The sequence below is a fragment of the Streptomyces sp. GD-15H genome (assembly GCF_045291515.1).
GTDB lineage: Bacteria > Actinomycetota > Actinomycetes > Streptomycetales > Streptomycetaceae > Streptomyces.
This window is the reverse complement of record NZ_CP149447.1, coordinates 1,017,186-1,033,846: the sequence shown is the minus strand read 5'-3', so window position 1 is coordinate 1,033,846 and position 16,661 is coordinate 1,017,186. Positions and strand designations below refer to the sequence as shown.

The window sequence follows — 16,661 nt, the reverse complement described above, 5'->3', positions numbered from 1 at the left end:
AGGACTCCGTTCAGGACTTGCTCGGCAGGCTCGCGTCGCCCGGTGGCACGGCCCGCGCGAGGAGGTCTTCGACCTCCGGCCCGGTCGGCATGGCGGAGGAGCAGGCCAGGCGCGAGGCGACGAGGGCGCCGGCGGCGTTGGCGTGACGCATGGTCCGCTCCAGGTCCCCTCCCGAGAGCAGGCCGTGGCAGAGCGAGCCGCCGAAGGCGTCGCCCGCCCCGAGGCCGTTGACCACGTCGACCGGGACCGGCGGCACCTCGGCGCGGGTGCCGTCGCGGTGCACGGCGAGCACGCCCTTCGGGCCCTGCTTGACCACCGCGAGTTCCACACCGGCCGCCAGCAGCGCCTCGGCGCATGCCTCGGGCTCGCGCACACCGGTGGCGACCTCGCACTCGTCGAGGTTGCCGACCGCGACCGTGGCGTGCCGCAGCGCCTCGCGGTAGTAAGGGCGGGCCTGGTCTGGATCGCGCCAGAACATCGGGCGCCAGTCGAGGTCGAACACGGTGGTACCCGCTTTGGCACGCGTTTCCAGCGCGGCGAGCGTCGCCGACCGGCTCGGTTCCTCGCTCAGACCGGTGCCGGTGATCCAGAAGATCCCGGCCGCGCGGACGGCCGCCAGGTCCAGCTCGGCGGTGTGGATCTCCAGGTCGGGGGCCTTGGGCCGACGGTAGAAGTACAGGGGGAAGTCGTCCGGCGGGAAGAGCTCGCAGAAGGTGACCGGCGTCGGGTACGCGGCGACCGGGGTGACCCAGCGGTCGTCGACGCCGAACTCCTTGAGCGCCTCGTGCAGATAGGTACCGAAGGGGTCGTCTCCCGTGCGGGTGATCACCGCCGTGGAACGACCGAGGCGGGCGGCGGCCACCGCGACGTTCGCGGCCGAACCGCCGAGGAACTTTCCGAACGTTTCGACCTTCGCCAGCGGAACGCCGGTCTCCAGTGGGTAAAGGTCGACCCCGATGCGACCCATGGTGATCAGGTCGAAATACTGTGGTGCGTCTGAGTCGGTCATCGAGCGAAGCTCCTCGAACTGCTGGGGATGCGGGCCCCGTAGTGCCCTGCGACGGTGGGGACGTGGAAAACCAGGGACCTGCCGCCCCTCAGGTGTAGGTCTCGGAGGGCGACGATGTCAATAGTTTGTACTTACATTCGGACTAGCTAGTGAAAGGATGTCTTGACAAAGTATTGACAGAGTGTGCGTCAAGGGATTGGATCCCGTCCCAACAGCACGACAGCCGTTTCGCACGACACAGACCGGACGTCCGAGGCTCCGGGGAGGATCCTCGGAAACCCGCCCTTTTTTCCGCGTAGCACAGTGAGGTGCAGGCAAGATGGACCGCTCTTCTCACAACCGCCCCCGCAGAATCGCGCCGTTCGTCGCGGTGGCCGCGGCGGCCGCCCTGACCCTTGCCGGCTGCTCCAGCGGTTCCGGCGGCAAGAAGTCGGAGGAAGGCGGGGACGAGGCCTCGGCGGGCAAGGCGAGCACGCCCCGCATGACGATCGCCCTCGTCACCCACCAGGCACCCGGCGACACCTTCTGGGACATCGTCCGCAAGGGCGCCGAGGCCGCCGCCGCCAAGGACAACGTCAAGCTCGTCTACTCCGCCGACCCGAACGCGGGCAACCAGGCCAACCTGGTGCAGAACGCGATCGACCAGAAGGTCGACGGCATCGCCGTCACCCTCGCCAAGCCGGACGCGCTCAAGAGCGTCATCGGCAAGGCGGGGAAGGCCGGCATACCCGTCGTCGGCCTCAACTCCGGTCTGACCGACTGGAAGGACCTCGGGCTGCTCGAGTTCTTCGGCCAGGACGAGTCCGTCGCGGGCGAGGCCTTCGGCAAGAAGCTGAACGAGGTGGGCGCCAAGAACACCGTCTGCGTCATCCACGAGCAGGGCAACGTCGGCCTGACCCAGCGTTGCGACGGCCTGAAGAAGACCTTCGAGGGCGAGACCCAGATCCTCAACGTCAACGGCACCGACATGCCGTCGGTGAAGTCGACGATCACCGCCAAGCTCAAGCAGGACTCCGCCATCGACTACGTCGCCACCCTCGGCGCCCCGTTCGCGCCGACCGCGGTGCAGTCGGTGGGCGACGCTGGCAGCGAGGCGAAGGTCGCCACCTTCGACCTCAACAAGGACCTGACCAAGGCGATCCAGGCCGGCGACATCGAGTTCGCCGTGGACCAGCAGCCCTACCTCCAGGGCTACCTCGCCATCGACGGCCTGTGGCTCTACAAGAACAACGGCAACTACAGCGGCGGCGGTGAGCAGCCGGTGCTGACCGGCCCGGCGTTCGTCGACAAGTCCAACGTCGACGCGGTCTCCGAGTACGCCGCGAAGGGCACTCGGTGATGAGTATGACCCGACAGGCTGAGCCGGCGGTGATCCCACCGCCGGCCCCGGCCCGAAGGAGACCGACGGCCGGACGGTGCGGCGCCCGCTGGCGCTGCGACTGCTCGCCCGGCCCGAGGTCGGCGTCTTCCTCGGCGCCGTCGCCGTCCTGGTCTTCTTCCTCTTCACCGCCCCGCCGGTGCGGGACGGCAGCTCGATGGCGAACATCCTGTACCAGTCGTCGACCATCGGCATCATGGCGCTGCCGGTGGCGCTGCTGATGATCGGCGGCGAGTTCGACCTGTCGGCAGGTGTCGCCGTGATCACCTCGGCGCTCACCGCGAGCATGCTCAGCTACCAACTGACCATGAACATCTGGGTGGGCGTGATCGTCGCCCTCGGGGTGTCCCTCGCGATCGGCATGTTCAACGGCTGGTTCCTCGTCAAGACGGGCCTGCCGAGCTTCCTGGTCACCCTGGGCACCTTCCTGATCCTCCAGGGCGTCAACCTGGCAGTGACCAAGCTGGTCACCGGGAACGTCGCGACCGACGACATCAGCGACATGGACGGCTTCGACCAGGCCAAGGCGGTCTTCGCCTCGAGCTTCGAGGTCGGCGGCATCCAGGTGAAGATCACCGTCGTGTGGTGGCTGGTCTTCGCCGTCCTCGCCTCCTGGGTGCTGCTCCGCACCAAGTACGGCAACTGGATCTTCGCGGTCGGCGGCAACAAGGAGAGCGCCCGCGCCGTTGGCGTGCCGGTGACGTTCACCAAGATCTCGCTGTTCATGCTGGTCGGCTTCGGCGCCTGGTTCGTCGGCATGCACCAGCTGTTCTCCTTCAACACCGTGCAGTCCGGCGAGGGCGTGGGCCAGGAGCTCATCTACATCGCCGCCGCGGTGATCGGCGGCTGCCTGCTGACCGGCGGCTACGGCTCCGCGATCGGCCCGGTCTTCGGCGCCTTCATGTTCGGCATGGTGCAGCAGGGCATCGTCTACGCCGGCTGGAACCCCGACTGGTTCAAGGCATTCCTCGGCGTCATGCTTCTCGGCGCCGTCCTCATCAATCTGTGGGTCCAGCGCACGGCGACCCGGAGGTGACAGCGATGACCGACGACATGACCGGCACCCACGGTGCCGTCCTGCAGGACACCGCCCCGGACGGGGAACACCCCCTGGTCGAACTCCGCGGCGCCGGCAAGTCCTACGGCAACATCCGCGCCCTGCACGGGGTCGACCTGACGGTCCACCCCGGCCGGGTGACCTGCGTCCTCGGGGACAACGGCGCCGGCAAGTCCACCCTCATCAAGATCGTCTCCGGACTGCACCAGCACACCGAGGGCGAGTTCCTCGTCGACGGCACCCCGGTACGGTTCTCCACCCCGCGCGAGGCCCTCGACAAGGGCATCGCCACCGTCTACCAGGACCTCGCCGTCATCCCGCTGATGCCGGTGTGGCGCAACTTCTTCCTCGGCTCCGAGATGACCAGGGGCCCCTGGCCCGTCCGCCGCCTCGACATCGAGCGGATGAAGAGGACCGCGGACGAGGAACTGCGCAACATGGGCATCGTCCTGGACGACCTGGAGCAGCCCATCGGCACCCTCTCCGGCGGCCAGCGCCAGTGCGTGGCCATCGCCCGCGCCGTCTACTTCGGCGCCCGCGTCCTCATCCTCGACGAGCCCACCGCCGCCCTCGGCGTCAAACAGTCCGGTGTGGTGCTGAAGTACATCGCCGCCGCCCGCGACCGCGGCCTCGGCGTCATCTTCATCACCCACAACCCGCACCACGCCTACATGGTCGGCGACCACTTCAGCGTCCTGCGCCTGGGCACCATGGAACTCTCCGCCTCCCGCAGCGACGTCACCCTCGAGGAACTCACCAACCACATGGCCGGCGGCACCGAACTCGCGGCTCTCAAGCACGAGTTGGCGCAGGTGCGCGGCGTCGATGTGGAGGAGCTCCCCGAGGTGGAAGACCTCCAGGCCCCCGCAGTGGCATCCTCGGAAGGGAAGTCCTGACATGGCAGTCGCGCTCGACCGCATCCGGGTGGGCTCCGCCCCCGACTCCTGGGGTGTCTGGTTCCCCGACGACCCGCGGCAGGTGCCCTGGCAGCGCTTCCTCGACGAGGTCGCCGAGGCCGGCTACTCCTGGATCGAACTCGGCCCCTACGGCTACCTCCCGACCGACCCGGCCCGCCTCACCGACGAGGTGAGGAAGCGGGACCTCAAGGTCTCCGCCGGCACCATCTTCTGCGGACTGCACCGCGGCCCCTCCGAGTGGGAGTCCACCTGGGAGCAGGTCGGCCGGGTCGCCTCCCTCACGCAGGCCATGGACGCCAAGCACCTCGTCGTCATCCCGTCCTTCTGGCGCGACGACAAGACCGCCGAGATCCTGGAGGCCCCGGAGCTCACCACCGAGCAGTGGGGCCACCTCACCACGGGCATGGAACGCCTCGCCCGGGAGGTGCGGGACACCTACGGTCTCGACATCGTCGTCCACCCGCACGCCGACACCCACATCGACACCGAGGAACACGTCGAGCGCTTCCTCGACTCCACCGACTCCTCCTTGGTCAACCTCTGCCTCGACACCGGCCACTACGCCTACTGCGGCGGCGACAGCCTCAAGCTGATCGAGACCTACGGCGAACGCATCGGCTATCTGCACCTCAAGCAGGTCGACCCGGAGATCCTCGCCGGCGTGGTCAAGGACGAGATCCCGTTCGGCCCCGCCGTGCAGCGCGGCGTGATGTGCGAGCCGCCGGCCGGTGTACCGGAGTTGGGACCGGTCCTCACGGCCGCCCAGAAGCTGGACGTGGACCTGTTCGCGATCGTCGAGCAGGACATGTACCCCTGCGAACCGGACAAGCCGCTGCCGATCGCGGTCCGCACCCGCAACTTCCTGCGCTCCTGCGGCGCCTGACGGTCTGGCGCCCGACCACCCGGAAAGGGGAGGCGACGACATGAACCGGCACGGACCCCTGGGAATCGCCGTCATCGGAACGGGCCGCATGGGCGCGGACCATGTGCGCCGGATCGACCGGGTCATCAGCGGCGCGCGGGTCACCGCCGTCGTCGACATCGACGCGGAACGGGCCAAGGCGGTGGCCGCCGGCGTCGACGGCTGCACCGCCCACACCGACCCGGCCGCCGCGATGGCGGCGGCCGACGTCGACGCCGTACTCATCGCCTCCTCGGGACCGGCCCACGAGGCGGCCCTGCTCACCGCGTTCGAGCACGACCTGCCCGTGCTGTGCGAGAAACCGCTCACTCCCGACGCGGCCTCCGCGCTGCGCGTCCTCGAAGCCGAACAGGCACTCGGCCACCGCCGCGTCCAGGTCGGCTTCATGCGCCGCTACGACGCCGAGTACGTCCGCCTCAAAGCCCTGCTGGAGAGCGGGCAACTGGGCCGCCCCCTGATGCTGCACAACCGGCACCGCAACGTGGCCAGCCCGCCGTTCTTCACCAGTTCCATGCTGATCAGCGACTCCGTGGCGCACGAAGTGGACGCCACCCGCTGGCTGCTGGGCCACGAGATCACCGCGGTCACGGTGCTGCGCCCCACCCCCTCCACCGGCGCCCCGGACGGGCTGCGCGACCCGCAGTTCGTCGTCCTGGAGACCGACGGCGGCGCGATCAGTGACGTCGAGATCTTCGTCAACTGCGGCTTCGGCTACCAGGTCCAGGCCGAGGTGGTCTGCGAACGCGGCACCGCCCGCGTCGGCGACGGCCACGACCTGGTCACCCACATGGCCGGCCGCTGGGGCGGCACCATCACCCAGGACTGGAGCGAACGTTTCGCCCAGGCCTACGACGACGAGCTCCAGGCCTGGGTCGACTCCACCCGCCGGGGCGAGGTCGCAGGCCCCAGCACCTGGGACGGCTACGCGGCGGCCGCCGTCTGCGAGGCCGGCGTCCGGGCCCTGGAGGAAGGCGGCCGGGTCGCGGTCGAACTGGCGGAGAAGCCCGCGCTGTACCGGTGAGGCGACGTGATGTGTGTGGGGGCCGTCCTCCGAAGGGCTGCCCCCACACACGTTGCTCATGTCACCGGAGTCCAGGAGTGCCTACCACCGCTCATGCCCGGCGTGCCTCCTCGAGCGTGACGGGACGGTGCTCGCGCAGCGAGAGGGTGCACGCCTCCGCGATCCAGCCTGCCTCCAGGGCGTCCTCGATCGTGCAGGGAGAGGGACGGGACCCGGCCACGACCTCGGTGAACGCGGTCAGTTCGGCCCGGTAGGCCGCGGCGAAGCGGTCCATGAAGAAGTCGTGCGGGGTGCCGGAGGGGAACGTCACGCCCGGCTCCACCGACCGGAGCGGCATCTTGTCCTCCAGGCCGACCGCGATGGAGTCCTTGAAGCCGTGGATCTCCATGCGGACGTCGTAACCCCGCGCGTTGTGGCGGCTGTTGGACACCACGGCGATGGTGCCATCGTCCAGGGTGAGGAGCGCGCCGGTGGTGTCGGCGTCGCCCGCCTCCTTGATGTGGTCGGCACCCCGGTTGCCGCCGACCGCGTACACCTCGGTCACCTCGCGGCCGGTCACCCAGCGGATGACGTCGAAGTCGTGCACCGAGCAGTCGCGGAAGATGCCGCCGGAGGCGGCGATGTACGCGGCCGGCGGCGGCGCCGGGTCCAGCGTGGTGGAACGCACGGTGTGCAGCGTGCCGAGTTCGCCGCTGTGCACGGCGGCCCGCGCGGCGACGAAGGCGGCGTCGAAGCGGCGGTTGTAGCCGATCTGGATCGGCGCGTCCCGGCCCTCGACGGCCTTCAGCACCCGTACGCCCTCGGCCATCGTGCCGGCCACGGGCTTCTCGCAGAACACGGGGACGCCCGCCTCGACACAGGCGAGGATCAGCCCCGGGTGGGCGTCGGTCGCCGCGGCGACCACCACGCCGTCCACCCCGGCCGCGAGCACGGCCTCGGGGGAGTCGGCGACCTCGGCGTCGAACCGGTCGGCGGCGGCCTTCGCCGCGTCCGCGAACGGGTCGGAGACGATGAGCGACTCGACGGCGTCGAGCCCGGAGAGGGTCTCGGCGTGGAAGGCGCCGATGCGGCCGAGGCCGAGGATTCCGATGCGCATGGGGTGGTGCTCCTTGGGTGCGGAGTGCGGGTGCGACGTGCGGGTGCGCTCTTGTGTGGGGGAGGGGAGGGCCGGGCGGGGTCCGTCAGTCGAGGCCGCCGAGGACGTTCTGGTCCCAGTCGATCACGGAGCCGGTGACCACCCCGGAGCGGTCGGACAGCAGGAAGACCACGAAGTCGGCGATCTCGTCCGGCTGGCCGAGCTTGCCCATCGGCAGCCGGGCGGCAGCCCGCTCGCGCCAGTCGTCCCCGGCGGCGTGGAAGGTGCGCTGGGTCGCGTCCTCGCCCTCGGTCGCCGTCCAGCCGATGTTGAGGCCGTTGATCCGGATCCGGTCCCAGCGGTGGGCGTGGGCCGTATTGCGAGTGAGGCCGACGAGCCCGGCCTTCGCGGCGACATAGGGCGCCAGGAACGGCTGCCCGCCGTGCGCCGACGACGTGATGATGTTGACGACCGTGCCGGGCTCCTCGCGCCGCACCATGTCCGCCACGGCGGCCTGCATGGCGAAGAACGGTGCCTTGAGGTTGATCGCGATGTGCTGGTCGAACAGCTCCGGTGTGGTGTCCAGCAATGTTCCGCGGGAGGTCAGCCCCGCCGAGTTGACCAGGCAGTCGACCCGGCCGTAGGCCCGCACCACCTGGGTGACGGACCCCTTCGCCTGCTCGGCGTCCGCCAGGTCGGCGCGGACGAACATCGCCTTGCCGCCCGCGGCGGCCAGCTCCGCCACCAGGGCCTCACCGGGTTCGGCCCGGCGCCCGGTGACGGCCACGACCGCCCCCTCGCGGACCGCGGCCCGCGCGAGGGCGGCACCGACGCCCTGGCTGCCGCCGTTGACGAGGACGACCTTGTCGTCGAGAAGTCCCATGACTGCGTTCCGGGTCCTTTCAGCTGTCGCGCCGCTTGGCACCGGCACGCAGCGCATCCCGCAGGGTTCGCGCGGTCCAGCCCTCGCGCAGCGCCCGCCGCACGAGGTCGGCCTGCGAAGGCGGGGCCAGACCGTCGACCGGCGGGTCGTTGTCGAGGTTGGTGGGGAAGGGGTAGCCCTCGGCGCTCGCCGCGATCACGTTCTCCTGCCACTGCTCGTCGGCGCCCTCCGCCCGGCCCTTGAGCAGCGCCGGGTAGATGGCTCCGGTCACGGCCTCGCGGTCCACCGTCTCCATGGCCCGCCCGAACGCGGAGGACACCTGGAGCAGGTTGGCCATGCGACGGATGTCCGCCGAGTGGTTGGCGCCGGCGGCGTGGAACAGTGCCGGGTTGAAGAAGACCGCGTCGCCCTTGGCGAGCGGCAACTGCACGTGGTGCTCCTCGAAGTACGCCTGGAACGTGGGAAGCCGCCAGGCGAGGTAGCCGGGCCCGTACTTCTGCGAGTGCGGCAGATACAGCGTGGGACCGGACTCGACGGGCATGTCGCAGTGCGCGACCGCGCCCTGGAGGGTGAGTACGGGGGAGAAGCGGTGCACATGCGCCGGGTAGGCGGCGGCGACCTCGTCGGAGAGGAAGCCCAGGTGGTAGTCGCGGTGCACGGTCTGGGCGGCGCCGCCCGGGTTGACCACGTTGATCTGGGAGGTGACCTGGTAGCCGGGGCCGAGCCAGGCCGAGGAGACCAGGGCGATCACGTCGTTGGCGTAGTAGTCCGCGAAGGTCTGCGGAGCGTGGAGGGCGGTCTTCTCCAGGGCGTTCCACACCCGGTCGTTGGCGCCTGGCTTGGCGAAGTGGTCGCCGGCGGTGGCACCCGTGGCGCGCTGCTCGGCGATCAGGGCGTCGAACACGGCGGTGGCCCGGTCCACGACCGCCGGGTCGGGGAAGGCACCCCGCACGACCACGACGCCGGGGCCGCCGGCGAGGGCGCGCGCCAGTTCGGCCTGCGCGTCGCGGCGGTCCGCGAGGGCGAGCCGGTCGGCGTCGTAGAGCAGCACGTTCTGCTCCACGGCCGAGGCGTGCGGGTAGTCGGCGGGGTCCGTGGTCTGCTCGACCAGGGCACGGAAGGCGTCCAGGTCGCAGTCCTGCTCGGACAGCCAGGGCCGCTGCTCCGTGGACGGCTGGGCCGGGGTGGAAGCGGTGGGGAAGGGCATTTTCTCCCTTTCGGGTCACGGGGGACTCGGCTCTGCCATTCTTGTCAGTACAAAGCCTTCGAACAACCATCAGCCAGCCATCAAAAACCCCTCAGAAGTCTCAGGAGCCGGCGCATGGGCCATCCCTTCCCGATCAAGGAAATCGCACGTCAGGCAGGGCTGAGCGAGGCCACGGTCGACCGGGTCCTCAACGGCCGCGGCGGTGTGCGGGACAGCACCGCGCAGGAGGTGCGCCGCGCGATCGCCGATCTGGACCGGCAGCGCACCCAGGTCCGGCTGGTCGGCCGCACGTTCATGGTGGACATCGTGATGCAGTCGCCCGAGCGGTTCTCCACCGCCGTGCGCGCCGCCCTGGAGGCGGAACTGCCCGCGCTGCACCCGGCGGTGGTCCGCTCCCGCTTCCACTTCCGCGAGACCGGCCCCGCCGACGAACTGACCGCTGTCCTCGACCGGATCGCCCGACGCGGCTCGCAGGGCGTGATCCTCAAGGCGCCGGACGTTCCCGGGATCACCGCCGCCGTCGGACGGCTCGCCGCGGCGGGCATCCCGGTGGTGACCCTGGTGACCGACCTGCCGACGAGCGCCCGGATCGGCTGTGTCGGCAGCGACAACCGCGCGGCGGGCGCCACCGCCGCGTATCTGGTGGGCCAGTGGCTGGGGGACCGCCCCGGCAATGTGCTCACCAGCCTCAGCAGCGGATTCTTCCGCAACGAGGAGGAACGCGAGATGGGCTTCCGGGGGGCCATGCGGGCCCGGCACCCCGGGCGCGCCCTCGTCGAGATCGCCGAGGGCCAGGGCCTGGACGCCACCCAGTACGACCTCGTCCGGGCCGCCCTGGAACGCGACCCGGACATCCGCGCGGTCTACTCGATCGGAGGCGGCAACATCGCGACCCTGCGCGCCTTCGAGGACGCCGGGCGGGAGTGTGCCGTGTTCGTGGCGCACGACCTCGACCACGACAACACCCGCCTGCTGCGCGAGCACCGGCTGTCCGCCGTGCTCCACCACGACCTGCGCCAGGACCTGCGCGAGGCGTGCCACATCGTGATGCGCGCGCACGGGGCCCTGCCGCCCGCCGGTCCCACCCTGCCGTCCGCGATCCAGGTGGTCACGCCGTACAACATGCCGCCGCAGGCGGTGGCCGGGTGACCGTCCGCGGTGAACGGGCCGCGGCCCGCGTGTGCATCCCCGTCCGGCGGGCCGACGCTGCCTACCGTCGTGCGCATGAGGAATCCGACCCCGGAGGGTGGGCCCGAGCGGTTGCTGGCGCTCGCCGACGGCGTGTTCGCCATCGCCATCACGCTGCTCGTCCTCGACCTCTCCGTGCCGCAGGGACTGCGTTCCGGGGAGTACCTCGAGGCGCTGCGCGGGCTGCTGCCCAACCTGGGGGCCTACGCGATCAGCCTGTTCGTGCTGGCCGGGTTCTGGCGCGGCCACCGCGCGTTGTTCCGCACCGTCCGGCAGGTGGACGGCCAGGTGATCTCGCTGACCGTGCTCGGTCTGGGCCTCGCGGCACTGCTGCCGTTCCCCACCGCGCTGCTCTCGGAGTACGGCGACGAACGGGCCTCCGTCGTCATCTACGCGACGGCGGTCGCCTCCCTCGGCGGCGTCCACCTCGCGCTGGCCGCCCTCCTCGCCCGACGCCCCTGGCTGCGCGGCGACGCGGCCCCTGCGCGCGACGAGACGCTCTCCGCCATCGACCTGGGCGTGACGGTGGCGGTGTTCCTCGTGACCATCCCGCTGGCCCTGCTGATCGGACCCGCCGCCATGTGGTGGTGGCTGGTGCTGATCCCGGTCAAGGCCTGGCTGGGCCGCAGGGAGGAGTCGGCTTCCGGCTGACGCTCACGGCGCCGCGTCCACCGCCACCCATGCCCCCTGCTCGGCCGACCGGGCCATCGCGTCCAGCACGTTCGCGCTGTGCACGGCGTCGGCGAGGGTGGCGCCGTACGGGACGCCCTCGGCGACGGAGCGCAGGAAGCGGTGGGCCTCGATGACCTTGAGGTCGTCGTAGCCCATGGCGTTCGCGGCGCCCGGCTGGAACGCGCCGAACTCGCCGTCACCCGGGCCCACGTGGACCGTGCTCACCGGCTGGTCCTGGTAGGCGGTGCCGCGGCTGACACCGAGTTCGTTCATGCGGCGGAAGTCCCAGAACACCGCGCCCTCGGTGCCGTGCACCTCGAAGCCGTAGTTGTTCTGCTCGCCGACCGAGACCCGGCAGGCCTCCAGCACGCCGCGCGCGCCGGAGGCGAAGCGCAGCAGGCAGCTGACATAGTCCTCGTTCTCCACCGGGCCGAGTGCGCCGCCGGCCGCGCGGGAGTGGCCGGCCGTGGCGCCGGCCGGGCGGGCCCGTTCGGGAAGGAAGATCGCCGTGTCGGCGGTCAGGGAGGCGAGGTCGCCGAGCAGGAAACGGGCCAGGTCGGCGCCGTGCGAGGCCAGGTCGCCGAGGACTCCGCTGCCGCCGCGCTCCCGTTCGTACCGCCAGGTCAGAGCGGATTCCGGATGGGCGGCGTAGTCACTGAACAGGCGGATGCGGACATGGGTGACCGTGCCGATGTCGCCGGAGGCGATCAGCGCGCGGGCCGTCTCGACGGCGGGCGCGTTGCGGTAGTTGAAGCCGACCGCGCTCCGGACGCCGGCCCGGGTGGCGGCGTCGGCAACCGCGCGGGCGTCCTCGGAGCTGAGCCCGACCGGCTTCTCGATCCAGAGGTGCTTTCCGGCCTTGGCCATCGCGACGCCGATCTCGCGGTGCAGGAAGTTCGGGGCGGTGATGCTGACCGCCCGCACCCGCGGATCGGCGGCCACCTCACGCCAGTCGCGGGTGGCCGAGGCGAACCCGAACTGCGCGGCGGCCTCCTCGGCCCGGCCCGGCACCTCCTCGGCGACCGCGATCAGCTCCGGACGCAGGGCGAGCCGCGGATAGTGGTGCGGTACGCGCGCGTACGCCTGGGTGTGCACCCGTCCCATCCACCCGAATCCGATGACGGCGACACCGAGCGTATCCACCATGAGAGCCTTTCCTCGGACCGTTCCGTGACCGGACCGTTCCCGCTTCCGTCCATCCTTGTCCAGACAAACCTTGAGTGTGTGCGGGTGAGGGTGTCAAGGGAGGGTGCCGGAGGCCGCTCTCCGGTGCTCGGGCGGACTTGGCCGGGCACCGACGTTCCGGCCGGCATGCCGCCGCACGGTTGCGGCAGGCGATCCTGCGCCGCGACGCGGCGCTGGCCAACGACCGGTGGAGAACGGGCTCGCCCGCGAGGCTGGACCAACTCCCCGAGCCGGGCACGGCGATGGCCGAGGCCGTGGCCGCCGGCGAATGCCTCACCCACTCCGGGTTCAGTCGCCTGTGCGCGCCCGCCCCAGCAGCGTGATCGACGCGCTGCGCGGCTGACAGCCGGTCATTCCGCACCGTGCGGCAGCCGCCGCCCGAAGTCCTGGGGGCGTCCTCGCATGGGGTAGGATTGACGTACGTGATCACGCGGTTCGCCCGTGGGCCGCATCGGGACGTGGCGCAGCTTGGTAGCGCACTTGACTGGGGGTCAAGGGGTCGCAGGTTCAAATCCTGTCGTCCCGACTCGTGAGAGTCGAAGGTCAGGGCCGGTTTCGGAGACATTCGAAACCGGCCCTTGGCGACCCTCCGCAGGGAGAGTGCCGCCTGACTCCCGCGCGCCCGCCGTGCCCTCCCCGTGTACGGTCCGTTGACAGAAGAGGGCGAAGATCACACAATCCTTGCCATGACTACACATCGGTTCAACACGATGACGGGGCCTCTGCGCGTCCCGGATCGAACTGGTTGTGAACGCTCCGGTCGATAACCGGCTGTCTCCGAGCCGCAGGCTCGACGCACCTCGTATACCGCAGCGCCTCACCGGTCTTCCCGGCGGACGCTGTGGACACCATCTTGCCCGGCCGTTCCGGCAGCTTTCGGACCGTCCGCACCCCTGTGTGCCGCGGACGCCGGACACCGTGGCGAAGCAGAGGCGAAAAGGAGCACTTCATGACCGTCACACATGCTGGACCGGCCGTCGGCCTCCGCGAAGCGCGCATCCCGCAGGACGGGATGTACGAGGGGCGGCGCACGCTGCGTCGGCTGCCCGAGGGGTGGGAGGAGCGCCCCTACGAACGGTTCGACGTCGTCCCGCAGACGCGCACGATCGGCGCCGAGATCCGGGGTGTCGACCTCTCACGCCCGCTCGGTGCCGCGCTTCGCGAGGATCTCAACCGGGCTCTCCTGGAGTGGAAGGTGCTGTTCTTCCGCGCCCAGCACCTCACCTCGGATCAGCAGCGCGCCTTCGCGCGCCACTGGGGCGAGCTGGAGACGAACCCGCTGCTCGCCGCCGGTTCCACCGAGGACGTCGTCCGCTTCGACAAGCGTGACTCGGCCACCCCGACCTACGAGAACGTCTGGCACACCGACGTGACCTTCCGGGAGCGGCCCGCGCTCGGCGCCGTCCTCCAGTTGCGTGAGGTGCCCCCGTTCGGCGGGGACACCATGTGGGCGGACATGGCGGCCGCCTACGACAACCTCCCCCAGGAAGTGAAGGACCGCATCGAGGGCGCCCGGGCCGTGCACGACTTCATCCCCGGCTTCGCCAGGTTCTACGGGCCCGAGCGGCTGATCCCGCATCAGGACCGGTTCCCGCCCGTGGAACACCCCGTCGTGCGCACCCACCCCGAGACCGGGAGGCGAATGCTGTTCGTGAACACCTCGTTCACCACCCACATCACAGGGATGGCCCGCGACGAGAGCGACCGGCTGCTGCGGTACCTCTTCCAGCAGGCGCACGTTCCGGAGTTCCAGGTGCGCTTCCGCTGGCAGCCGGGGGACATCGCCTTCTGGGACAACCGCGCCACCCAGCACTACGCCGTCTACGACTACGGCCGCGAGCGCCGTGTCGCCGAACGCGTCGCCATCGCCGGTGACCGCCCCTACTGATCCAGCCCACCGGTCCCACCGCACGTCCACCTGGTCCGTGTCACGAAGCACCCGCGCAAGGCGTTCCCCGACGCCCGGAGGCATGTCCGGTCCGGCGGGTGGCGTGGGCCGGGAGACGGTCACCCTCCCCGAGGGTGACCGTCTCCCGGCGCCGGACAGCGGCCGTGGCATCCGTGTGTGCGGCGAGTCGGTGCCGTCACCAGCACATGACCGCCGTTCACCCGACTCCCCCCGTGCGTCCAGCGCATGTGCTCACGCCGCGCCGAACGCGGAGAAGGCCCAGCCGGTGGCCCGGTGCACCGCGTCGGCCGGCAGAGCGGCTCGTGCGTCGCGGAGGGACTCCGCGAGGGACAGGCCGGCTCCGAGTCCCTTGTGCAGCGCGAGCATCAGCGGCACCACCGCCGCTTCGTTCACGGGCGCGCTGCACGCCACCACCGGCAGCCGTGCCTCCGCCCCCGGATGGGCGAGGCGCCGCAGCCCGGCCTGCACATGCTCGGCCTCGGTCTCCGCCGGGGCCAGCAGCCCCGCCTCGAACCGCCGCACCCGCCCCCGCCCGCACAGCAGCACCTGCACCCGCCCGTCGAGCACGGCGAGCTCCACCAGCTGTGCGTCGTCGCTCTCGCCCAGCCGCCGCAACAGCCGGCCGACGTCGAACCGGCGCCCGACGTCGAGCCGGCCCCGCCCTCGGACGCCGCACCGCGCATGTGCAGGGTCCGGGAGCGGATCTCCCGCTCCAGACGACGCCGTTCCCGCTCCAGCGCCGGCACCGCCCTGCCGTCCCTGCGGGCCTCCTCCGCGCGGGCGACGACCTCCCGGTAGGCGGTCATGCCGCTGAGCAGCGCCGGGTCGGCGGGCGGCCGGGTGGGCGGCGCGGACAGCGCGGTGGCCCGCCAGCGTTCGCTCCACACCAGGAGCCGCCGCGGCCCGCCCGACACCAGGCTGGCCCGCTGGGCCAGGGCGGCCAGTTCCGCGCCCTGCGCGGTGGCACGCGCGCGCAGCTCCGACGCGCCGAGCGTCATCCGGTGGTCGTCGAGCACGTCGAGCCCCCGTCGGCAGGCCTCCAGGACGCCCCGCGCCGACCCGGCGGCCTGCGCCCGCAACGCCTGTGCCGCCCAGCCCGTCAGCCGCGCGAGCGGGGGTCCGCTGCGTCTGCTGCGGGCGGCGACCGCCAGATGCCGCTCGGCATCCGCCATCCACCCGAGCTCCAGCGCGATCCGGCCCGCGAGCAGCGATGCCTCCGGCGCGCCCAACGCGGCCAGCCGGTCGGCCACCTTCGCCGCCTCCGCGACCAGCCGTCCCGAACCGCGCCCGGCCGCGTGCCGGGCCTCGATCAGCACCAGCCGCGTGTGCGTCTCCCACCACGTGCGCCGCTGACCCGCGAACAGCCGTACGGCGAGTGCCGCGCGGGCGGTCGCCGTCTGCGGGTCGTCCGCCAGCCGGGCGGCCCGCGCGGCGGCCAGCAGCAGCTCCGCCTTGCGCGTGGACTGGCCGCCGATCCCGTCGAGCGCCCTGACCGCCGCGTCCGCCCCGGCCAGCGCCTCGGACGCCAGCCCGGCGGCCATCAGCACCTCGCAGCGGCGGACGTCGAGCATGAACGTCGGCGTGCCGAGCTTGGCGTAGCGCTCCTCCGCCTCGTCGAGCAGCCTGAGTGCCGCAGGGACGTCACCGGACCGGAACGCGGCCAGCCCCCGGCTCTCCACGACGTCCGCCTTGTCGTGCTCCTGGCCCGTGGTGTCCCACAGCGCCTTCGCCGCGGTGAAGGCGGCGTCCGCCCGCTCCACCGCGCCCAGTGCCAGATGCACCGTGGCGCGCAGCGTCAGCGCTCGCGCCGTCCAGATCACGTCGTCCGCCTGCCGCAGTACGGCGATCGCCCGCCGCACGTCCTCCAGTGCCTCCTTGTGGTGCCCCAGCACCCACCACACGTACGCGCGGCGGTACAGCACACGCGCGCGCGTGTGCCCCGTACCCCGTTCGATGCCGCGCCCCAGCGCGTCCAGGCCCTGCCGGGTGCGCCCCGCGTGCACCAGTGCGACCCCGAGCGTGGCCAGGACGTCCGCCTCCCGCTCGGCCGAGTCCGCGCGCGCCGCGCAGTCCCGGGCCCGCCGCAGATGGGTCAGGGTCAGCCGCATGTCCCCGAAGTCCCGCTGCCAGATGCCGATCACCTGGTGGGCGACGGACGCGTGCAGCGGCGGAGGACGGTCGCCCAGCACCTGTTCCGCCCTCGCCAGGGCCTCGCCCGGGTCGGCGAACACCATCGGC

Annotated in this window: 13 protein-coding genes, 1 tRNA gene and 2 pseudogenes; 10 read left to right on the top strand and 6 right to left on the bottom strand. The window is 71.5% G+C overall.

The window, feature by feature from the left end:
• Positions 1-10: 10 nt before the first annotated feature.
• Positions 11-1,009: a 5-dehydro-2-deoxygluconokinase gene (gene iolC / locus WJ438_RS05105; protein ID WP_406724149.1), complete on the bottom strand. Its 999-nt coding sequence runs from the start codon at positions 1,007-1,009 to the stop codon at positions 11-13.
• A 319-nt stretch (positions 1,010-1,328) separates the two neighbouring features.
• Here iolC and WJ438_RS05100 point away from each other — a divergent pair, with 319 nt between their 5' ends.
• The 5 genes and pseudogenes from WJ438_RS05100 (at position 1,329) to WJ438_RS05080 (ending at position 6,304) form a co-directional block, all read left to right on the top strand.
• Entirely contained in the window at positions 1,329-2,348 is a 1,020-nt protein-coding gene (locus WJ438_RS05100) for a sugar ABC transporter substrate-binding protein (RefSeq protein ID WP_406724148.1), read from the top strand.
• Positions 2,348-3,423: pseudogene (locus tag WJ438_RS05095) on the top strand (ABC transporter permease). Before WJ438_RS05100 ends, WJ438_RS05095 begins: the two are co-directional and overlap by 1 nt.
• A 5-nt stretch (positions 3,424-3,428) precedes the next feature.
• A complete protein-coding gene (locus tag WJ438_RS05090; RefSeq protein WP_406724147.1) occupies positions 3,429-4,340 on the top strand; it encodes an ATP-binding cassette domain-containing protein in 912 nt (303 codons plus the stop codon).
• Between the two features lies 1 nt (position 4,341).
• On the top strand, positions 4,342-5,244 hold the full coding sequence (locus tag WJ438_RS05085; protein ID WP_406724146.1) for a sugar phosphate isomerase/epimerase family protein: 903 nt from the start codon (positions 4,342-4,344) through the stop codon (positions 5,242-5,244).
• Positions 5,245-5,284: 40 nt separating this feature from the next.
• Positions 5,285-6,304 (top strand): Gfo/Idh/MocA family protein, encoded by a 1,020-nt coding sequence (locus tag WJ438_RS05080; protein WP_406724145.1) that lies wholly within the window; start codon positions 5,285-5,287, stop codon positions 6,302-6,304.
• Between the two features lie 91 nt (positions 6,305-6,395).
• On the opposite strand, the gene WJ438_RS05075 is transcribed toward WJ438_RS05080, so the two are convergent.
• From WJ438_RS05075 to WJ438_RS05065, 3 genes are all read right to left on the bottom strand, one after another.
• Positions 6,396-7,400, bottom strand: coding sequence for a Gfo/Idh/MocA family oxidoreductase (locus WJ438_RS05075; protein ID WP_406724144.1), 1,005 nt, complete (start codon positions 7,398-7,400; stop codon positions 6,396-6,398).
• Between the two features lie 85 nt (positions 7,401-7,485).
• The gene (locus tag WJ438_RS05070; RefSeq protein WP_406724143.1) at positions 7,486-8,262 is read right to left on the bottom strand and encodes an SDR family oxidoreductase; all 777 of its coding nucleotides are present in this window, start codon (positions 8,260-8,262) and stop codon (positions 7,486-7,488) included.
• Positions 8,263-8,281: 19 nt separating this feature from the next.
• Positions 8,282-9,469, bottom strand: a complete 1,188-nt coding sequence (locus WJ438_RS05065; RefSeq protein WP_406724142.1) for a phytanoyl-CoA dioxygenase family protein — start codon at positions 9,467-9,469, stop codon at positions 8,282-8,284.
• 114 nt (positions 9,470-9,583) lie between these two features.
• On the opposite strand from WJ438_RS05065, the gene WJ438_RS05060 reads away from it, so the two are divergent.
• Together WJ438_RS05060 and WJ438_RS05055 are read left to right on the top strand one after the other, a co-directional pair.
• Positions 9,584-10,618: a LacI family DNA-binding transcriptional regulator gene (locus tag WJ438_RS05060; protein ID WP_406724141.1), complete on the top strand. Its 1,035-nt coding sequence runs from the start codon at positions 9,584-9,586 to the stop codon at positions 10,616-10,618.
• Between the two features lie 75 nt (positions 10,619-10,693).
• Positions 10,694-11,308, top strand: a complete 615-nt coding sequence (locus WJ438_RS05055) for a TMEM175 family protein (RefSeq protein ID WP_406724140.1) — start codon at positions 10,694-10,696, stop codon at positions 11,306-11,308.
• 3 nt (positions 11,309-11,311) lie between these two features.
• Here the strand turns inward: WJ438_RS05055 and WJ438_RS05050 are convergent, their stop codons facing one another.
• A complete protein-coding gene (locus tag WJ438_RS05050; RefSeq protein ID WP_406724139.1) occupies positions 11,312-12,475 on the bottom strand; it encodes a Gfo/Idh/MocA family protein in 1,164 nt (387 codons plus the stop codon).
• A gap of 179 nt (positions 12,476-12,654) precedes the next feature.
• Between WJ438_RS05050 and WJ438_RS05045 the strand changes: the two genes are divergently transcribed.
• The 3 genes from WJ438_RS05045 to WJ438_RS05035 all read left to right on the top strand — a co-directional run bounded on the left by WJ438_RS05045 (position 12,655) and on the right by WJ438_RS05035 (position 14,402).
• Positions 12,655-12,837, top strand: a complete 183-nt coding sequence (locus tag WJ438_RS05045; RefSeq protein WP_406724138.1) for a hypothetical protein — start codon at positions 12,655-12,657, stop codon at positions 12,835-12,837.
• Between the two features lie 129 nt (positions 12,838-12,966).
• A tRNA-Pro gene (locus WJ438_RS05040) sits at positions 12,967-13,040 on the top strand.
• 423 nt (positions 13,041-13,463) lie between these two features.
• Positions 13,464-14,402 (top strand): TauD/TfdA dioxygenase family protein, encoded by a 939-nt coding sequence (locus WJ438_RS05035; RefSeq protein ID WP_406724137.1) that lies wholly within the window; start codon positions 13,464-13,466, stop codon positions 14,400-14,402.
• A 252-nt stretch (positions 14,403-14,654) separates the two neighbouring features.
• Here WJ438_RS05035 and WJ438_RS05030 read toward each other — a convergent pair.
• Positions 14,655-16,657, bottom strand: a pseudogene (locus WJ438_RS05030) (CHAT domain-containing protein).
• Between the last annotated feature and the right edge of the window lie 4 nt (positions 16,658-16,661).

What these genes read in the sequence shown, in the direction of transcription:
- WJ438_RS05090 (WP_406724147.1), top strand. Translation starts at nt 3,429, where the DNA reads ATGACCGACGACATGACCGGCACCCACGGTGCCGTCCTGCAGGACACC.
- WJ438_RS05100 (WP_406724148.1), top strand. Translation starts at nt 1,329, where the DNA reads ATGGACCGCTCTTCTCACAACCGCCCCCGCAGAATCGCGCCGTTCGTC.
- WJ438_RS05075 (WP_406724144.1), bottom strand. Translation starts at nt 7,400, where the DNA reads ATGCGCATCGGAATCCTCGGCCTCGGCCGCATCGGCGCCTTCCACGCC.
- WJ438_RS05060 (WP_406724141.1), top strand. Translation starts at nt 9,584, where the DNA reads ATGGGCCATCCCTTCCCGATCAAGGAAATCGCACGTCAGGCAGGGCTG.
- WJ438_RS05050 (WP_406724139.1), bottom strand. Translation starts at nt 12,475, where the DNA reads ATGGTGGATACGCTCGGTGTCGCCGTCATCGGATTCGGGTGGATGGGA.
- WJ438_RS05065 (WP_406724142.1), bottom strand. Translation starts at nt 9,469, where the DNA reads ATGCCCTTCCCCACCGCTTCCACCCCGGCCCAGCCGTCCACGGAGCAG.
- WJ438_RS05085 (WP_406724146.1), top strand. Translation starts at nt 4,342, where the DNA reads ATGGCAGTCGCGCTCGACCGCATCCGGGTGGGCTCCGCCCCCGACTCC.
- iolC (WP_406724149.1), bottom strand. Translation starts at nt 1,009, where the DNA reads ATGACCGACTCAGACGCACCACAGTATTTCGACCTGATCACCATGGGT.
- WJ438_RS05035 (WP_406724137.1), top strand. Translation starts at nt 13,464, where the DNA reads ATGACCGTCACACATGCTGGACCGGCCGTCGGCCTCCGCGAAGCGCGC.
- WJ438_RS05080 (WP_406724145.1), top strand. Translation starts at nt 5,285, where the DNA reads ATGAACCGGCACGGACCCCTGGGAATCGCCGTCATCGGAACGGGCCGC.
- WJ438_RS05055 (WP_406724140.1), top strand. Translation starts at nt 10,694, where the DNA reads ATGAGGAATCCGACCCCGGAGGGTGGGCCCGAGCGGTTGCTGGCGCTC.
- WJ438_RS05070 (WP_406724143.1), bottom strand. Translation starts at nt 8,262, where the DNA reads ATGGGACTTCTCGACGACAAGGTCGTCCTCGTCAACGGCGGCAGCCAG.